The sequence below is a fragment of the Brevibacillus sp. HB1.1 genome (assembly GCF_013332445.1).
In the GTDB taxonomy this organism is placed as follows: Bacteria; Bacillota; Bacilli; order Brevibacillales; family Brevibacillaceae; genus Brevibacillus; species Brevibacillus porteri.
In genome coordinates this window covers 137,115-155,543 of record NZ_JABMIV010000001.1, presented here as the reverse complement: position 1 = coordinate 155,543, position 18,429 = coordinate 137,115, and the positions used below count along the sequence as shown (strand labels likewise).

7 protein-coding genes and 2 tRNA genes are annotated in these 18,429 nt (G+C 47.3%); 8 read left to right on the top strand and 1 reads right to left on the bottom strand.

Annotated elements, in window-relative coordinates:
- Nucleotides 1-35 precede the first annotated feature (35 nt).
- The 3 genes from HPY27_RS00670 (at nucleotide 36) to HPY27_RS00660 (ending at nucleotide 656) form a co-directional block, all read left to right on the top strand.
- Nucleotides 36-353, top strand: a complete 318-nt coding sequence (locus tag HPY27_RS00670) for a hypothetical protein (RefSeq protein ID WP_017249077.1) — start codon at nucleotides 36-38, stop codon at nucleotides 351-353.
- 92 nt (nucleotides 354-445) lie between these two features.
- Nucleotides 446-530 (top strand) — tRNA-Tyr (locus tag HPY27_RS00665).
- Between the two features lie 44 nt (nucleotides 531-574).
- Nucleotides 575-656, top strand: a tRNA-Leu gene (locus HPY27_RS00660).
- A 160-nt stretch (nucleotides 657-816) separates the two neighbouring features.
- Here the strand turns inward: HPY27_RS00660 and edeQ are convergent.
- Nucleotides 817-1,254, bottom strand: coding sequence for an edeine self-resistance N-acetyltransferase EdeQ (gene edeQ / locus HPY27_RS00655; RefSeq protein ID WP_017249076.1), 438 nt, complete (start codon nucleotides 1,252-1,254; stop codon nucleotides 817-819).
- A gap of 300 nt (nucleotides 1,255-1,554) precedes the next feature.
- Here edeQ and edeP point away from each other — a divergent pair, with 300 nt between their 5' ends.
- The 5 genes from edeP to edeL all read left to right on the top strand — a co-directional run bounded on the left by edeP (nucleotide 1,555) and on the right by edeL (nucleotide 18,413).
- Nucleotides 1,555-6,060 (top strand): edeine non-ribosomal peptide synthetase EdeP, encoded by a 4,506-nt coding sequence (edeP, locus tag HPY27_RS00650; RefSeq protein ID WP_174224151.1) that lies wholly within the window; start codon nucleotides 1,555-1,557, stop codon nucleotides 6,058-6,060.
- Between the two features lie 78 nt (nucleotides 6,061-6,138).
- Nucleotides 6,139-7,386 (top strand): lysine 2,3-aminomutase, encoded by a 1,248-nt coding sequence (locus HPY27_RS00645; RefSeq protein WP_017249074.1) that lies wholly within the window; start codon nucleotides 6,139-6,141, stop codon nucleotides 7,384-7,386.
- Between the two features lie 24 nt (nucleotides 7,387-7,410).
- The gene (gene edeN / locus HPY27_RS00640) at nucleotides 7,411-13,926 is read left to right on the top strand and encodes an edeine non-ribosomal peptide synthetase EdeN (RefSeq protein WP_174224457.1); all 6,516 of its coding nucleotides are present in this window, start codon (nucleotides 7,411-7,413) and stop codon (nucleotides 13,924-13,926) included.
- Between the two features lie 15 nt (nucleotides 13,927-13,941).
- Nucleotides 13,942-15,105, top strand: a complete 1,164-nt coding sequence (locus tag HPY27_RS00635; protein ID WP_174224150.1) for a pyridoxal phosphate-dependent aminotransferase — start codon at nucleotides 13,942-13,944, stop codon at nucleotides 15,103-15,105.
- A gap of 17 nt (nucleotides 15,106-15,122) precedes the next feature.
- On the top strand, nucleotides 15,123-18,413 hold the full coding sequence (gene edeL, locus HPY27_RS00630; protein ID WP_174224149.1) for an edeine non-ribosomal peptide synthetase EdeL: 3,291 nt from the start codon (nucleotides 15,123-15,125) through the stop codon (nucleotides 18,411-18,413).
- Nucleotides 18,414-18,429 lie beyond the last annotated feature (16 nt).

Below are 18,429 nucleotides of genomic sequence, written 5' to 3'. Positions count from 1 at the left end.
GCTCCGTCCATTTTCATGCAGAAGGGCTGAATAACATGTATTACTACGGGAATGAAACTATTATGTCCTTGGAACAGGTGCTTCGTTTAAAGGCATCGGAAGTTCGAATTCTGGAGTGGGTACGTACCTACGAGTTTTTAGAAAACAACTATGGGATAGATGAAGCCGTTCCCTACTTCTTGGAGATAAAATGCGAAGAAGAGCAAGTGAAGATTCGTAAAAACCGCATACTTGACTTCCCGGAATACTCCTGTGAGGAAGAAGCAATATTTCAAGAAGTAGACGAGGCACTGCGCGTCTTCCACGAGTGGGCACAGGAGATTTTGGCGAAAAAAGAGAGTCAATCCAAATAAATATATTGACGTCAAACAAAGTTCATGGTAAATTAATAAATGTCGCTTCTGGTTGAAGAAAGTAAACGCAGAAGAAAGACAGCACATATTGTGGGGAGATAGTGAAGTGGCTAAACACGGCAGACTGTAAATCTGCTCCCTCCGGGTTCGGCGGTTCGAATCCGTCTCTCCCCACCATTAATTTTCTATTGATGATGTGTTATTTTTTCATAGTTTTACATGCCGGTGTGGCGGAATGGCAGACGCGCGCGACTCAAAATCGTGAGGGAAACCGTGGGGGTTCAAGTCCCTTCACCGGCACCATATTTAAAACGAATGCACACTAACCATGGTGTTTACAGACACATGGAAGGTGTGCTTTTTTCATATACGAAAAAACAATTCAAACAGCGGCGAGTCTAAGACTTGATTTTTAGGTCTTAGGTCGCCGCTGTTTCATTTTCGGGGAACGAAAATAGCTAGCTTAAAAGTTCAATTCTGCAATCGTCTCGCCAAACAGAACCATGCCATTTTTTTGAAATCCGAGTGAAGCGTAAAGGTTTTCGGCTGCGATATTGGCTGGAGCATAACCAATGACAATTTTTTGACAATCGTCTTTTGCTTTCAGTATATCAATGACTTGCGAAATCGCAGCACGTCCGTAGCCTTGGCGTTGATAGTTGGCATCAACTAAGAGTCTGTAAATCCAGTAGTTTCCATCGTCGGGGTCAAGCCCATACATGACAAAGCCAACCATCGTATCCTCATGGTATATGGCCAAAGGGACAAATGTAGTTTGAAACTTTGCTTCGGCTATGGAGTAGAGGTTCGGGGCAACAAACTCACTCTGTTCAGGAGTAGGTTCCAGTTCAATACACTCTTCCCAGTTTTCCAGGGTTACTTCACGAAGTGTCACAGACATCTAATCACATTCATCCTTCCAGGGGGTGTTTTTGCCAATATATTACATTTTATCCTACGTGAAAAGACAGCCAAAATCAATAGTGTGCACAAAATTTTTTCCATTCTATGCAGCGCTAGAAAAAGGAAAAAAGAGATGGAATTCATCTAATTTTCTGAAATAACATTTAATGGAAAATTCATTTGACACTATAGAAGAGTCATCGATATAGTTGGGATGGAAGTATTTGTAATCAATTAGATTTTTTGCCATATCCGAATTGTGATTACATCTGCACAATTCCGAAAGGGGGGAAATGCATTGCATCAGGATAAGAAGCAATGGAATGGCGGATATCCTTTAAGTCATCCACAAAAGCGTATCTGGTATACGGAAAAATTACATCCACAGCTTCCTGTCCATACGTTAGGGGGGATGGTGCGGGTTCAAGGAAAAGTGAAACTGGATGTACTTGAAGCGGCCATTCACCTGTTCATTCAAAAGAACGATGCTTTGCGGCTCAACTATCAGGAAGAAGAGACAGTCCTTCAGTTTGTTGGAGAGTACGAACCGCAGCCATTGCAGGTATTTGATTTCAGACAAGAACCGAATGCCCCTGATCGGTGCAGACAATTCCTGCAAGCTTTGTTTGCAAAACCATTTTCGATCGGACAGGAGCCTCTATTCTACTTTTGTCTGATTCAACTGAGTGACGAAGAAGCGGGATATTTTGTAAAGTTTCACCATTTGATTGCTGATGGTTGGTCCATCTCCATTATGACAGAACAAATTGCTCACTATTATGACACGTTGTTAGCAGGCGGTTCCGTTCATGTAGGAGATGAACACGCTTATCAAGCTTTTGTCGACAGGGAGCATGCCTATTCTCAGTCTGAGAGATTTGAAAAGGACAAGCGATATTGGCGGGACAAGTTTCAGAGCTTGCCTGTGATCACGACATTAGCAAAGGCAACAGATACGACCGAGGGCAAGCGTAAAGTCTATGCATTCAACCGTGAAGATTCGACAAGAATACGCCAATTTTCAGACCAGATGAAATGCTCGCTAAATTCCTTGTTTGTGGCTCTCGTCAGTCTTTACCTTCAGCGTTGTACGAGGCAAGAAGAGATCGTGATTGGTACGCCGCTGTTAAATCGCTCAGGCAAAGTGGAGCGCAAAATATTCGGGATGTTCACCAGCACTATGCCATTTCGTCTGGCAGTTCCGATGGAAATGGATGCCTTCGATTATGTTAAACATGTCAACAGGGAATTGACTTCCTGTTTTTTTCATCAGAAATATCCGTACGATTTGCTGGCTCAAGAATTGGAATTGAAGAAACATGGCTATGACAGCCTGTTTCAGATTTGTGTAAATTATTACAGCACGCAGCTGCCCTTCACCATTGGTGGGTATTCCGTGACGAATGAGGAGTTTTACAACGGTCACCAGTTGTATTCGCTCCAAGTAATTATCAGGGAATGGGCTACAGATGAACGATTGACGCTGGAAATGGATTATAAGATCGCCGAGTACACGGAAAATGATGTTGATCGAATAGCGGATCATCTCGTAAGGCTGCTCAATCAAATGATCGCGAATCCAGAAGTACCACTGTCCAATCTGAACTTCCTTGCTGACGAAGAGTTGGCACTACAGCTCAAAACGTGGAACGATACAGCTGCTTCCTATTCCAGCGAGAAGACGGTTGTCCAGTTGTTTGAAGAGCAAGTTAAACGCTCGCCACAGGGAGTTGCATTGGAGTCAGAGGGGCGCATGCTGACATTCCAGGAACTGCATGATCAAGTAAATCGACTCGCTCAGTCGTTGCGTAACCGAGGAGTTGGCCCTGGCGTTATTGTTGCGCTTCTAGCAGATCATTCGCCAGAGATGATCATCGGGCTGTTGGCCGTGCTAAAAGCAGGCGGGGCTTACCTTCCGATTGACCCTCAACTCCCTTCTCAGCGCATCGAATATCTGCTATCTGATTCTGGAGCGGACCTGTTGCTTCGACACACCTCGCGAACAGAGGTTATTTCGTGGTCCAAAGTAATCCTGGAGCTCGGTGATTCGTCCCTGTATCTAAATGATGGGGCAATCCTGGAATCGGTTAATCAGCCAGAGGATTTGGCCTATGTTATTTATACCTCAGGCTCTACCGGAAATCCGAAGGGGGTCATGGTTTCTCATCGAGGGTTAGTCAACTATATTTCGTGGGCAAAAGACCGTTATCTCTCCTGTCCTGAAGAAGCGTTTGCTTTTTATTCCTCACTGGCATTTGATTTGACGATTACGTCCATTTTTTGCCCGTTGGTAAAGGGAAATCGGATGGTTATCTATCCGAACTCTGATTCAGAGTTTGTGTTATCGCGCATCTTTAGCGATGGACGCTCCCATGTCGTAAAGCTGACACCTGCCCATCTGTTTTTGCTGCAAGAAATCGCTTTGCCTTCTACTACAGTAAAGAGAGTGATTGTGGGCGGTGAGGACTTGAAGGTGAGTCTGGCTGAGGCGATTCATGCGAAATGGAACGGACAAATCGAAATTCTCAATGAGTATGGCCCTACCGAGACAGTAGTCGGGTGCATGATCTATCAATACGATCCAGAGATCGATGTCGAGGGATCTGTACCGATAGGACATCCGATCAGTAACGTGCAGCTCTACATTTTGGATTCATATGGGAAGCCAATTCCGATCGGATCGACAGGAGAGCTTTTCATCTCGGGAGATAGTGTGGCACGGGGGTATCTTAACCGCGAGGAATTGACGCAAGAGCGTTTCCTACCCGATCCGTTTTCGCCAGGAAAAGTGATGTACAAGACGGGCGATCTGGTCCGCTATCGACCAAATGGAGTCATGGAGTATCTGGGACGGGCTGACTATCAGGTGAAGATTCATGGTTACCGCATTGAATTGGGTGAAATTGAACAGCAGCTACTTGGTCATTCTTCTGTGCGTGAGGCAGTGGTGATCGATCGCATGGATACGTGGGGGCGTAAGTACCTTTGTGCTTATTTGATCACGGAAGCATCTTTCCGGGAAAAAGAGCTCCGCGAAGAGCTGGCAAGTCGATTGCCCGCCTACATGATCCCGTCGCAAATCGTGCAGCTTGAACAGTTTCCGCTGACCTCAAATGGCAAGGTAGATCGGAAACAGCTTCCCGAACCGGTCATGGAGCGAAAAGGTGCGGAGGATGAAACCAGTCCTCGTGACGAGTTTGACAAGCTATTGGTAGAAGTGTACGAGGACGTGCTTGGTCGTTCACCATTTGGTCTACATGACCCGTTTTCCCAACTAGGGGGGGATTCGATCAAGGCGATTCAGGTTTCCTATCGATTGCATCAGCGAGGAATCAAGATTCCGGTGAGAGACATCTTGATTTATGACACGATTACAGAACTAAAAGCGAGAAGTGACTGGAGCTGGGGAGTGGAACAGATCTCACAAGAGCCGTGTACTGGCGAGTTGCCGTCATCTCCCATCGTTTCTTGGTTTCTGTCCCAACAGTTCCGCAATGCTGATCATTGGAACCAGTCGTTGCTCCTTGAAAGCAAAGAAAAAGTAACGCTGGAGGAGTTTGAAGCGAGTCTATCTGCACTGGTTAACCATCACGATTGTTTGCGACTCAATTACTCTGCAAAAGAGGGGAAGCTCTTTTACAATGAGAGCCACCTTACCAGCCGAGTGTCAGTGTCTTGCGTCGACCTTGCTTCCTTACCGCAGGAAGAACAGGAGAGTAAAATGCTTGAGGCGATGGGAGCTTGCGCTGTGAGCTTCAAGCTGGAAGAATCTTTGCTGTTTACCGGTTGTCTCTTTGAATTAGGTCCCGATCGACCTCAGCGATTGTTTCTGACGGCCCATCATCTGGTTGTGGACGGTGTCTCCTGGAGGATTCTCCTGGAAGATTTGATGAGTGCCTTGTCCAGTCTTAAACGGAATGAGCCGATCGTCTTGCCGGATAAAACACATTCGATGCAAGCTTGGATAAAGGAAGTCGCCGCCTTTTACCAGTCGGATCAGGCAATCAAAGAAAAAGCATTTTGGGACATGTTTTCCATCCCGGAAGACAAACTTCCTACGGATTACGATTTTGGCGAAGACTTGGTAGAATACAGCGCTACATCTACACGCACACTTTCAGCCGAGATAACGTCGCGACTGTTGACAACGGCCAACCGAATGTTCAACACAGGTCCCCAAGACCTATTGGTTGCAGCACTTACCCGGACATTGTGTGATGTGTTTGAAAGGGAGCGTCTCTTGCTGGTAATGGAGTCGCATGGGCGTGAGTCTGCTATTCATACGATGAACGTAACCAGAACAGTAGGATGGTTTACCAGCATGTATCCTGTTCTTTTCGAAACGAATCCATCCAATCGGACTGATCACCTAAAAGCAGTTAAGGAGAAATTGCGTCAGATTCCGATGGGGGGGCTTGGGTTTGGTTGGCTAAAGCCTCATCTGCTCACGGCAGAGGAAAAATCCCATGTTCGATTCAATTATCTGGGAACCGTTGATAATCAACTGAGTGATGATCTGGTTCTCATGGGAGGAAACTTGGCTGTTGATGCCGGAGTGGGTAATCATTTGACAGCACTGCTTGACGTGGCTGCTCTCATTCGTCAAGGAGAACTCCAGGTTTCTGTTACGTACAGCTTGCGAAAGTATCGCGAGGAGACCATGGAGAAGGTACTCGAGTTGTTTTTCCATGAATTAGAGCAGCTCATAGATCATTGCTGCCGACAGGACGTCCCAGAATTTACTCCATCGGATTTCGAAGATGTGGAATTGACACAAAAAGAACTGGATTTGCTGTTTGGTTAACAAGCGAATCACATGGTTGACCAAGTATTCGAGAAAGCAAAGATGACGAGTGTTTATGAATGAACGGGAGGGATTACATTGAGTGTTAAGGTATTAATGGGAAAAAAAGGATTTGAGGAGTTCGCAACAATTGTCGGCTTTACAGAAGCAGAGAAGGAAGAACGCGGTGCATTACTGGAGCAGTCTTATATGCCATTTAAGGTGACTCGCTATTATGCCGAGTTGATTGCGAGTCAATCAGAGCCTTATCGTACCCAGATGATCAATATCGTGCTTCCGCCACCGGGAGAGAAACCCTATAAAGGGCGCTTTGATCCGTATGGCAACAAGTCGTACCGTCAGGATGAAACAGCTTTCCTGCAACACAAGTACAAAAAGACATTGTTGCTTCACATCGACGACTTTTGTATTGCCAACTGCCAGTTCTGCTATAAAGTGAACGAAATCCGCCATGAAGATATTGGATATACCAATATTATGGAAAAAGCAGAAAGGGCAGTGCAGTATTTGGAAGCTCATCCGTACATCGATAATGTCCTCTTTACTGGCGGAGATCCAGCTTCCTTCCGTAAAAGCTCTGACTTAATCAAGCTGATTAGCACTCTTTTAAGTGTAAAGAGTATTCGACTCGTTCGTTTTGCAACCAAGGCTTTGGCCTATGATCCGGCTCGTTTTCTTGATGGAGAGCTGCTTGCGTTTTTTGACCAAGTTAGACAGACACCCGGCAAGCAGGTAAGTGTGATTTCCCAGTTCAACCATCCCGGGGAAATTAGCGACGTTTCGATCCAAGCAACACAAGCGCTGCTATCTGTCGGTGTACAGATTCGCGGACAGCCTGCCATTATTCGCGGAGTAAACGATTCTGTCGAAACCTTGATCGACTTGCAACGGAAGTTTCTCGATAATCGAATCATTTCGTATTATTTGACAGTGTTTATGCCAGTCAGGGGAGTCGAGCAGTATGCCATTCCACTGGACGAGGCGTTCCGGAATGTGGCCGAGTCCAAACGCAATCTGGGTGGCTTGGAGAAAAAAGGGGTACTCCTTACTTCGCACGACTTTGGAAAATTAGAGATTTGTGGTTTTTATCCGACAGCTGAGCGTCCTGAAAAAATTGTTTTGAAATGGCATCAAGCGGTCGGACCAGACTATCTTCCAGAGCGGTTGAAGGAATTAATTCCAACCCGTTCTGAAGACCTGATGATTTTGGACTACAAGCAGGGGGAGATGTATTGTCTCGACCATGTGTTCAAACACAATGGTTTGCCGTACGTGGATGCAGATGGGGAGATCGTGGAAAACCTGCCGAGTGAAGCTGTTCGGTAAGGGAGTCAGGAGAGAAAAATTGTGATGAACAAGATCGACAAAAACAATATAGCTGACATTTTGCCGTTAAGTCCAACGCAGGAGGGCATGCTGTTTTACTACCGACTCCAAAAGGATTCCAATTTGTATTTCGAACAGCATCGGCTAACCCTTCGTGGCAAGTTTCAGCTGGATTTGTTTACGCAGGCTGTTACGATGGCGTTTGAGGCCAATGAAATGCTTCGTACGGTTTTTCGCTGGGAGGGGCTTCAAGCCCCTGTCCAGCTGATTCTCAAGCAAAAGACATTGGAGATTCCTTATTTCGATTGGTGCGAGTTACCATCTGGAGCGCGGGAAAGAAAACTGTCTGTCTTGTTGTCACAGGACAAGCAAACACCCTTCACGCTTGAGTTGGGCAATACCATTCGCATTCAAGTAGTAAGGATGGAGTTGTATCGTTATGAAGTCATATGGTCATTTCATCACATACTCATGGACGGATGGAGTTCCGGCATTCTCCTAAGAGAGATATTTACAGCATATGGACAATTGTGCTCGGGGCTGTCCCCTGCGATCAAACAGAAGGCGAAATACAAGGAGTATCTGCGTTTCCTCAAAGAAGCATCGAAAGAACAATCGTTATCGTATTGGAAAGATTCCTTACAAGGAATTAGCTCTCCTACACCGCTTCCCTATATGCGGGATCGTAACGAAGAGCCGCGGTATTCTTCTTATCATCTTCGGCTCAGTCAAACGCTAACGGAGACATTGGAGGAAACATCCAAGCGTTACCGTGTGACAATCAGCACACTGTTGCAAGCCGCATGGGGTATTTTGCTGCAAAAATACAGCGATACGCGGGATGCTCTTTTTGAAGTGGCGTACGCCGGACGTCCTGCCCATCTCACTGGAGTAGAGGATATCGTCGGCCTCTTCATCAAGACGTATCCGCTCCGGGTCAAACGGACAGAAACGACAACAGTCAAAGATCTACTGGGTGTCATGATGGAAGAACAGCACCAGATGGCCCCGCATTTGTACGTGCCAGCAGTTGAGTTGAAAAACTGCTCAGAGATGGACGCACAAACCCCTTTGGCGCACAGTTTGTTCGTTTTCCAAAACTATCCCATCGACAAGACGCTGGCCGGATTGGAACTTGACTTCGAGCTGGAGAATATCACTTCACATGAAACAACCGATTATCCAATGGTGCTGGAAGTATCACCAGGTGATGAATGGACAGTCCATGTCAACTACCAGGCATGGAAGTTTCAAGCGAAGGAAATCGAACGCCTGGCGCTTCACTATCTGAGCCTTCTCGAGCAGATTGCGGCTGATCCGGATCAAGAGATTCGTGATCTTACTTTGCTCAGTGATCATGAGCGGCACGAGATGATCGAGGAACAGATGAAGGTCGTGCCAGTTCCGAGTAACTACTGCGTGCACGAGTTGTTTGATCAAGCGGCAGAAAAAACACCGGATGCAGTTGCGCTTGTACAAGGAAAGCAGACTGTGACCTACAAGGAGTTACAAGAGCAAGCCAATCGCCTGTCTTGGGCTCTGCAAAAGGAGGTGACAGATGCAGGTCGACCGATAGTTATCATGTGTGATCGTTCCCCTGAAATGATTACTGCACTGCTAGCTATCCTCAAAACTGGGTGTTACTATGTCCCGCTTGATCCAGACTTGCCGAAAGCGCGAATCGAACAGATCGTAAACCAGATTCAGCCTAGTCTGATTGTGACAGAGGGTAGCTATCTGGAACTCGTCGCTGACTTGCAAACAAGGGTGTTTCGTCTGGATGAACCAGCATGCTGGGCGCAGGAGTTAATTCAAACACCACAGCGAAAAACGGTACCTTCGAGTACTGCGTATGCCATCTTTACTTCTGGTTCGACAGGTACACCAAAAGGTGTGCGTGTAAAGCATGATCAATTAATCAACGCTCTTTGGTGGCACATTGAGTTTGTCGGGTTCGGAGAGCAGACGAGAACGTTGCAGATCGCCACGTTGACTTTTGACGCATCTGTTGTCGAGATATTCTGCACACTGATCAGCGGCGGTACCCTTTGCTTATTGCAGCGACATGAAAACAAGTCTCCGCAAAAGCTCGCCGCTGCCATCGAGAGCCAACAGGCAAACGTGATACTCGTCGTCCCTACGATGTATCACGCTTTGCTTGACCACGTGACTGATGGCTCGATGAATTCGATTCAAAAAGTGTTGTGTACAGGAGAGATGTTGTCTTCTTCGTTAGTGGAGCGACATGCAGCCTTGCTACCTCAAGCGCAGATGTACAACTTGTATGGCCCAACGGAAAATAGTATCTCAGCATCTGGGTATTGTGTACCGCGACAAGGGCCTTTTGAAAACCCGCTTCCGATTGGACATCCGAGTTACAACGTTCGTGTCTTTCTTCTGGACCAAGATTTTCATCTGTTGCCCAAAGGGGTAATAGGAGAAATGTACGTAGGCGGGATGGGAGTAACGGAAGGTTACATCGCTGATGAGGAAAGAACCAAAGCGTCCTATATCCTGACCCCGTTTGGCAGGCTTTATCGTACAGGAGACTTGGCCTGCTGGACGGATGAAGGGCATCTGCAATATTTTGGTCGTAAGGATTTTCAGATCAAGATTCGTGGCAACCGCGTTGAGTTGGAGGGAATTGAAGCTGTCCTGCGCCGTCAGCCTGGTGTCCGGGAAGCAGCGGTCGTGGCCATTCAGGAGTCAAAACGTGATCCTTATTTGGTTGCATGTCTGGTTGCGATGCATCCGATTGAGGAACACGTTCTGCGAGAAGCAGTGCTGACTTATCTGCCTGACTACATGCTACCTGCCTTTTTTGTCCATCTTGATGCGTTGCCTCGGACGCAGAGTGGAAAAGTAGACAAGACTGCCTTGCAACGTCTGGATTACACGCAGTATCGCACGGGAAAGGAAGAGGCCCCGGCAGATGAACTTGAGCAGCAATTGGCACAAATATGGCGAGAACTTTTGGCAGTCGAAAAAATAAGTGTGCACGATCATTTTTTCTCGCTAGGAGGCCACTCGCTGAAGGCCGCTCAACTCGTGACCAGATTGCAAAAAGAGAGTAAAACAGACATCACGATCAAGGATGTATTCCAGAACCCGACCATTCGACAATTAGCTGACCGCATCAGGGGTAGACAGCCGATATCCTACACGCCGATTGATCGGGTAAGTAAAGCGGAGAGATACAGGGCTTCTTCTTCACAAAAACGAATTTTCGTGATGCATGGGATAGAAGGGGAAAGCACCAGTTACAACATGTCGGGTGTAATCGCGGTGAACGGTCATCTGGATGTAAGTCGAGTGAGAAGTGTGTTTACGGAAATCATCCAAAGGCATGAAGCATTCCGTACTTCGTTTGCGGTACAGGATGGAGAAGTGTATCAGTACATTAGCGACAATGTGCCATTTGAGATCAAAACCATTCATAGCGACGGCAAGACATTGGACGAACTGATGGAAGACTTCCGGCAATCTTTTGATTTGACGAAAGCACCTCTCCTGCAGGTTTGCCTAGTCGAGGTCACAGCCACTCAGCATTATCTGCTGTTCAACTCTCATCATATTATTTTGGATGGCATTTCACTGAATGTGTTAATGGAAGACTTCGCTAGATTGTATGTGGGTGAAGAGCTGCCTGCATTGCCAATTCAGTACAAGGACTACGCAGACTGGCAGTGGCAGAAGCGGGGGAGCGATCAGTGGAATCAGCAGGAAAAATACTGGGTGGATGCTTTCAGCGACCGAGTCCCGATCATGTCTTTTCCGCTGGATTTCCCGCGTCCTTCTGTTAAGACATTCCAGGGGGATCACCATACGTTCTTCCTTACTGATTCTACGTACGGTGATTTGCATGCATTTGCCAAGCAGAACGAAGTGACTGTCCATGCTGTTTTGATGTCAGCTTATTACGTGTTGTTGATGAAATACACGTCTCAGGAAGATTTCGTTGTCGGTTCACTCGTAGCTGGACGAAACCATCCCGATTTGGAGCGGATCGTCGGTGTCTTTATCAACTTCCTTCCGATACGCAATCGTCCACGTGCCGATCTTGTGTATACCGATTTTGTACAAGAGGTTCAGCGCAGTCTGCTACTGGCCTACGAACATCAGGAGTATCCGTTTGAAGAGATCGTTGCTCGTAGCGCCGCAGGCATCCAGCAAACGCAAAATCCATTGTTTGATACGATGCTGATCTTCCATAACCAGCGGGAGCAAGAAGTGCAGTTTACAGTGGGCGACGCGCAATTTGAAGAGGTTCCGCATGAATCGAAGACGTCGAAGCTTGACTTTAAGCTGGATATTACACCGCTTGCTGATCAATTCAGGTGCGTGCTGGAATACGATACCCAGTTGTTTAAAGCGGAGACAATGGAAGGCTTCGCGGACAATTATTTGCGTGTACTCACAGCGCTTCTGAAGCATCCGAAACAGCGATTGGATGATGTTGAGATCGAATATCACCAAACAGAAAAAGAGGGCGTGATGAACCGCCTTCATCATGTCGGAGTTGCAGTTCCAGAACTGGGTCCGGCTCAAATCATGTATGGCACTCTTGGATTTGATGCAAGCGATTCCCTGCATGATCCAGAACAAAACGTGTATCTCTCGATGTGCATGAAACCGGGCTGTGTGCCAATCGAGCTAATCGCGCCTGTCGATGAAACGTCACCTTGTGTTCGTTTGTTGGAAGAGAAGGGGACGGGTCCGTACCATCTATGTTTTTCTGTTTCCAATATTGATCATTTTTTGAAAAAATTAGTTGATGTTGGCTTCAAATACGATTTGGTCAGCGCTCCAAAGCCAGCGGTACTTTTCAATCATAGACTCGTTGCCTTTCTCTTTCTGGAATCAGTTGGCTTGATTGAACTTGTAGAGAGCGAGAACATGACGCATGACAAATGGCAAAGCAGCGATCAGCGATCTGCTGTCCGGTTACTTACATCAGATGCTGAAAAGGCACTGTCGTTCTATACGTTTATGGGCTACCGTGTTCACGAGAAATATCTGGATCGGCAATCGCAAGCCAGTATTATCACACTTGGCAAAGCGAGAGAGAGCAGCATCCAGTTAGTCGAGCCTCGAATGGAGCACACACAAGAACAACGCGAGCTCATGAAAAGTGGTTCTGGCGTTTACCAAATCGAGGATCGGGTAGCGAACCTGATCGAACGGATCGACACCTTGATAGCATGCGGCATTCCCGTTTCTTTTGCAGACCGGGCAGGACGTATTCTGCAACTGACAGATGCCCCCTACCTACTTTTAACTGACGGGAAATCAGCTGCAGAAAGAACTAAGCCGATTCTAGGCGAGTTTCATTCGGAAACAACGCCCATCTATTCCTTCGTTCAGGAACGTTTGCTCAAGCAGGAACAAGAAGATGGGATTGTGGCTGTCAGATGTTTTGACATCGAGCTTCGAAGCAGAATCGAACTGGCGTATATGCAGCAAGCATGGCAAACTCTTGTGCGACGTTTTCCTCTGCTATCGCCCCAAGGCTTTTCCGAACCGATTCCGCTTGCGCTATGTGATTTACAGGAGAAAAGCGAGGCAGAGGCAACGATATGGTTGCGAGAACGATTGGCTGCCGAGCAAAAGAGGCCGTTTAAGGACAAAGCAGGAAGTTTGGCTCGTTTTGAACTGATAAAGCTGGCTACTGATCGCTATCGATTGATTGGAAGTCTTCACAGCTCCTTTAGTGATTGGCGAGGTCTCGGACTTCTCATGGAAGAATGGGAGGCTCTGTATCAGGCGATTGCAGAAGGGCATGAGCCGACTGTGGAAGAACAGCCTCGCTACGAAGCATTCGCTGTTTGGCAGAAAAAAATGCTTTATTACGGGCATCTCGAGGCCCAGCGTCACGAGTGGTTGACAGTAGCAAATCCACATTCTGCTCAACCATTTGGTGCGGGTGGGGTAGCGACGCGACAAGTCGAGCAGTCTATCGACCCGATAGGTCACGCTGATTTGCTGCATGTAGCTACTCATGCCGATCAAGAGCTGGGAGATATCTTGCTTGCCTCCTATCTGCTGTTGCTTCGACAGGTCACCCAATTGCCGAGTTTGACGCTTGGGGTAGTGACAACGAATCGGACGCAAGATGTGCTGGAACAAACGCTAGGCAACTTTGACAACATCGTACCACTCACCGTCGATATGCAGACGATCAGTTCGTTTTCACAATTATTGGATCAAACGAAGCAAGTACGTGCCCGAATGCAAACGCTCGCTTTGTATCCGTCAGAGCACTGGCAAGCGACGACGCATATGGAATGGCCGACACTTTTTGTCAACCAGACGATTCCGTTCAAAGCTCAGTCAGCTACTTGGAAACGTGAAGTCAAACGTTCAGTTGAGCCAGAAATGGCTGGAAGTCCGTTAGTTCTTCAGGTAGCAGAAACTTCGAAAGGTATCCATGTCGTTTTTACCTATGATCCATCTATGCTTCAGACGGCATATGTTGAATCGCTTTCGGATCGCTATGTGAAAATCCTAAAAATGTTAGCAGAAAAATCCAAAATAAAGTAAAAGGGGTAGGAAAATATGGAAATCAGATCCTCTATTAATTTTCACGACGAGCGCTTTTTGATGTTTGTACTGGACCAGATGGCAAATGAGCTTGAGAGAAACGGTGGAGAAGCAATCCGCATGACTCTTGGGAAGTCAGAAATGCCGCTGCATCCCGAAATTATCAATTCCATGCAACAGGCATTGAACAGCTTTGAAAAATATTCGCTCGTGTATCCAGGTGGGCTGCCAGAACTGAAAGATAAGCTCGCGACCCACTATAAAACAAAATACGATGTGTCAATCAAACCGGAGAATTTCGTGATCAGTGTCGGTACCAGCACACTCTTCCGTAACCTGTTCTACCTCCTGCTTAAAGAGGGCGATGAAGTGTTGTTGCCACTTCCGTACTACTCGCTTTACCATTTCTGCGCGCTGCTAGTCGGAGCGAAAGTTCGTTATTACAAAATTGATATGGATACATTGAGACTTGATGTGGAGTCGTTTAAAGAGAATTTTACAGACAAGACGAAAGTGGTCGTGATCAACACGCCAGGAAACCCGTTGGGAAATATTCTTACAAAAGACGAATTGTATACGATCGACAGTATCGTAGATGGTCGTGCGGCTATTATCAATGACGAAATTTATGCGAATACCTACTTCGATGACGAGTGCGAATCCGTGATGCAGCTGAAAAATACCAAGTCTACGTTCATCACAACCGATGCGTTTTCCAAAGCATATCGGATGTATAGCAGACGTGTCGGATATGCGATCGTACCAGATGAGCTGGTACAGCCACTGACGGTCATTCAGCACCACACACTGCTCACAGCTGACCCAGTCGTACAGTTCGGAGCAATGGCTGCGCTTGATTACCAGCATGAGGTTGATCATTTGGTCAAATTGTACAAAGGTCGTCGGGACTACACGATCGATGCTTTCCAAAATGTAGCGGATGTCCGTGCTCTGCCAGCGAGAGGCAGCTTCTACTTCACGCTTGATTGCGAAGCATTTATGAAGAGAAAAGGTATCAGCACCTCGCTTGAGTTGGCTACGCAAATTTTCGAAGCTACACATGTGGCAACTGTACCGGGTTCTGACTTTGGTATCCCGAACACACTGCGCCTCTCATACTCTGCCGCCAAGTATAACGAGGGAATTAATCGTTTGCGGGATTTTTTCACCACCACCTAAAAAGGGGAAGAGTCGCAATGAATGGACGTATGCAGCTCGATCTGGATCTGAACGAGTTTAACCTGCTCACTGATGATGAAGCGAACTTGTTAACCCGAGTCAATCAGACAGACAAACCGTATCCCAACAAAGTAACAATCGCTGAACTGTTCGCCCGGCAAGCGGAAAAAACGCCTGATAGAGTCGCTGTGGTAGAGGCGGATCGAGAAAGAACATACGCAGAACTACACGCGGAAGCAAACCAGCTAGCCCGTATCCTAAAAGATGCGGGTGTAGTTCCTTCGCAACTCGTAGGAATACTCGCAGACAGGAGCTCCCGTTTGGTAGCGGCAGTTCTTGCAATCCTCCAAGCAGGTGGGGGATACGTCCCGGTTGATCCGCATTATCCCCGAGCTAGAATTCGGTATCTTTTGCAGGATAGTCGCTGCAAGGTGCTTGTAACAGAATCTATTTATCTCGATGAGATCATACCCGACCTACCTGACAGCATCGAAACGATCATTTGTTTGGACGAGACTTCCTTCCAGCACGAAGGATACAAGGTCTATACAGCGCTCGATATTCGCGGTCAAAAGGATGAGGCGATAGCCCCGGCAGGTTCAGAGGATGATGTTGCTTACGTCATCTACACATCTGGTTCGACCGGTGCACCGAAGGGCGTCATGATTACGCACAAACAGGTCCTGAATACGTTGTTTTGGCTAGAGGAGACATTTCCGCTAAGCGAGACAGACGTAGTTGCCCAAAAAACCTCGATTTCTTTTACGGACTCGGTGTGGGAATTGTTTTGGCCGCTGATGGTTGGATCAAAGCTGTCTATTTTGAAAGAGGAAGACGGGAAAGATCCGGGAGCGTTGTATGACTGGCTGCAAGAGCAACGCATTACAGTCACCCAGTTCGTACCAGCGATGATGAATGTGTTTCTGGCTCATGTGCATTCTCGTAATGAACCAGATCCGTTGCCCCATTTGAAGTGGGTCTTTAATGGAGGAGAAGCACTGACGGCTAATCTGGTTCGCGAATGGAATCGTCTGTTCCGTATCGCGCGAATCGCCAATATTTACGGGATGACAGAATCAGCGATATACGCCTCTGTCTATCTTTGCACAGAGCAGCCCGCTGAAGAAACACTCCGAATCCCTATTGGTGTTCCCATTGCCAATACTCATATGTTCATCCTTGGACAGACGGGGGAAATTTGTCCCCCAGATGTCAAGGGCGAGATTTGTATCGGAGGCATTGGCATCACCGACGGATATTTGGGTAAGCCTGAGTTGACCGAGAAAGCTTTTACGAATCATCCCATTACCGGCGAGCGCCTTTACCGTACGGGAGATGTCGGATTACTCAGCGAAACGGGCGTATTTGAATATCTAGGGCGGATGGACGATCAGGTTCAAGTGCGCGGCTATCGTGTGGAACTGAAAGAAGTGGAACGCGCTGTCCTTCAGCATCCTGCTGTGAATCAGGTAGCTGTATTGGCTATAACTGATCAAATGGGCATGACCGAACTGGCTTGCTACTATGTAGGGCAAAAGGATGGCGTTCAGCCAGATGGGCTTCGTACGCACCTGCTAGAGTGGCTCCCCGGATATATGATCCCGAGTTACTTTATGGAACTGTCCGAGATGCCGCTTACCCCGCATGGAAAGATCGATCGTAAAGCTTTGCCTGCGGTAAAGCCCGGCGTCAGTAGTGATTACGTGCCTCCGGCAAATCCTATCGAACAAAAGCTGGCTGAGTTGTGGTCGGATGTTTTACAGATTCCATCTCCTGGTGTACTTGATCATTTTGTCGGACAGGGAGGACATTCGCTGAAGGCCATTCAGCTTTTATCCCGGATTGAAAGTGACTTTCAAGTGAAGCTTTCCATGCGCGACCTGTTTGATGCGCCAACGATTCGTGGTTTGGCGACAAGGCTCACAGGCAATCTCCAAGAGATGGAGCAAAAACCGATCGTCTTGCTCTCTGATCAGGAATATTACCCTGTCACGCGCGCACAAGAGCGGCTGTACCTGTTGTGGCAGTTGGAAGAAGATGCTACCAGCTATCATACACCGGGAGTTATGCGGATCAACGGTTCCCTTGATTCAGGGCGTCTTCAAGACGTTGCGGATCAACTCCTCGCACGACATGAGGCGCTGCGCACCTCGTTTCATTTAATGGAAGGTCAGGTGAAACAAAAAGTACACAGTGACCTGTTTGTACAGATCGAGACATGGAAAGCAGACGAGGAAGCTGTGGAAAAGACAATCGAACGCTTTTTCCGGCCATTCGATTTAAAGCAAGCCCCTTTGCTTCGTATCGGTGTCATTGAGGTTTCATCAGAGGAGCATCTGTTGATTTTCGACATGCACCATATCATTTCAGATGGCATATCGAAGTCCATCTTGCTTGAGGAGTTTTGTACCCTTTACCAAGGACACGTGTTGCCGGAATTGTCGGTACAGGCCAAGGAATTCGCTTGGTGGCAAACAGAACAAGCTGCCGAGATTGGTTGGGCTGAGCATGAAGCCTACTGGTTGGATGCATTTTCCGGGCAGCCGCAACCGTTGACAATCCCGACCGATTATCCTCGCCCCCAAACCATGACATTTGATGGAGACGAGTTGCTGACAGAGCTGTCTGGAGAGTGGTTGGAAAAACTCGACTCGTTCACCCGTCAGAGTTCTGCGACGCTGTACATGCTTCTTTTGGCCGTCTATTCTGTTTTGTTATCCAAATACAGCAATCAGGAAGACATCGTCATCGGCTGCGACATGGATGGTAGACAACGTGCGGAGTTTGCCCCTGTTGTCGGAATGTTTGTTAACACCTTGGCCTTGCGAAACAGGCCGAAGAAAGAATTGACCGTCCAAGAGTATATCGGGCAGGTACGCCAAAACGTGTTAAGCGGTTTTGAGCATGGAGACTATCCATTCGATCAACTCGTAAGCCAGATTCAATTGTCTCGCGATCCAGCAAGGAACCCGTTGTTTGACGCCATGCTGACCCTGCATCATGCAGCAGAGCAGCAAAAGGTTCATCTCGATCAAATCGAGTTTGCTCCGTACGAGTTCAGACGCAAAGCCGCCATGCTCGATTTGGCTTTGGAAGTGGTTAAGGCTGAGGATCACATATGCATGCACTGGCAATATAACACGAACTTGTATCACAGAAGAACAATCGAGAAGATGGCTCAAGACTTTGTCATTCTTCTGGAGCAAATGGTAGCCCACCCGAACCGAACCATCGGACAACTTCAGATCGGTCATGGAGTAGTACAAGTAGCACAGGGACAAGTGGACGACGATGACTTTGCTTTTTAAGAAATACATGACGGAC

Excerpts from the sequence above, each read along its gene's own strand:
- HPY27_RS00670 (WP_017249077.1), top strand. The coding sequence starts at position 36 with ATGTATTACTACGGGAATGAAACTATTATGTCCTTGGAACAGGTGCTT.
- edeQ (WP_017249076.1), bottom strand. The coding sequence starts at position 1,254 with ATGTCTGTGACACTTCGTGAAGTAACCCTGGAAAACTGGGAAGAGTGT.
- edeN (WP_174224457.1), top strand. The coding sequence starts at position 7,411 with ATGAACAAGATCGACAAAAACAATATAGCTGACATTTTGCCGTTAAGT.
- HPY27_RS00635 (WP_174224150.1), top strand. The coding sequence starts at position 13,942 with ATGGAAATCAGATCCTCTATTAATTTTCACGACGAGCGCTTTTTGATG.
- edeL (WP_174224149.1), top strand. The coding sequence starts at position 15,123 with ATGAATGGACGTATGCAGCTCGATCTGGATCTGAACGAGTTTAACCTG.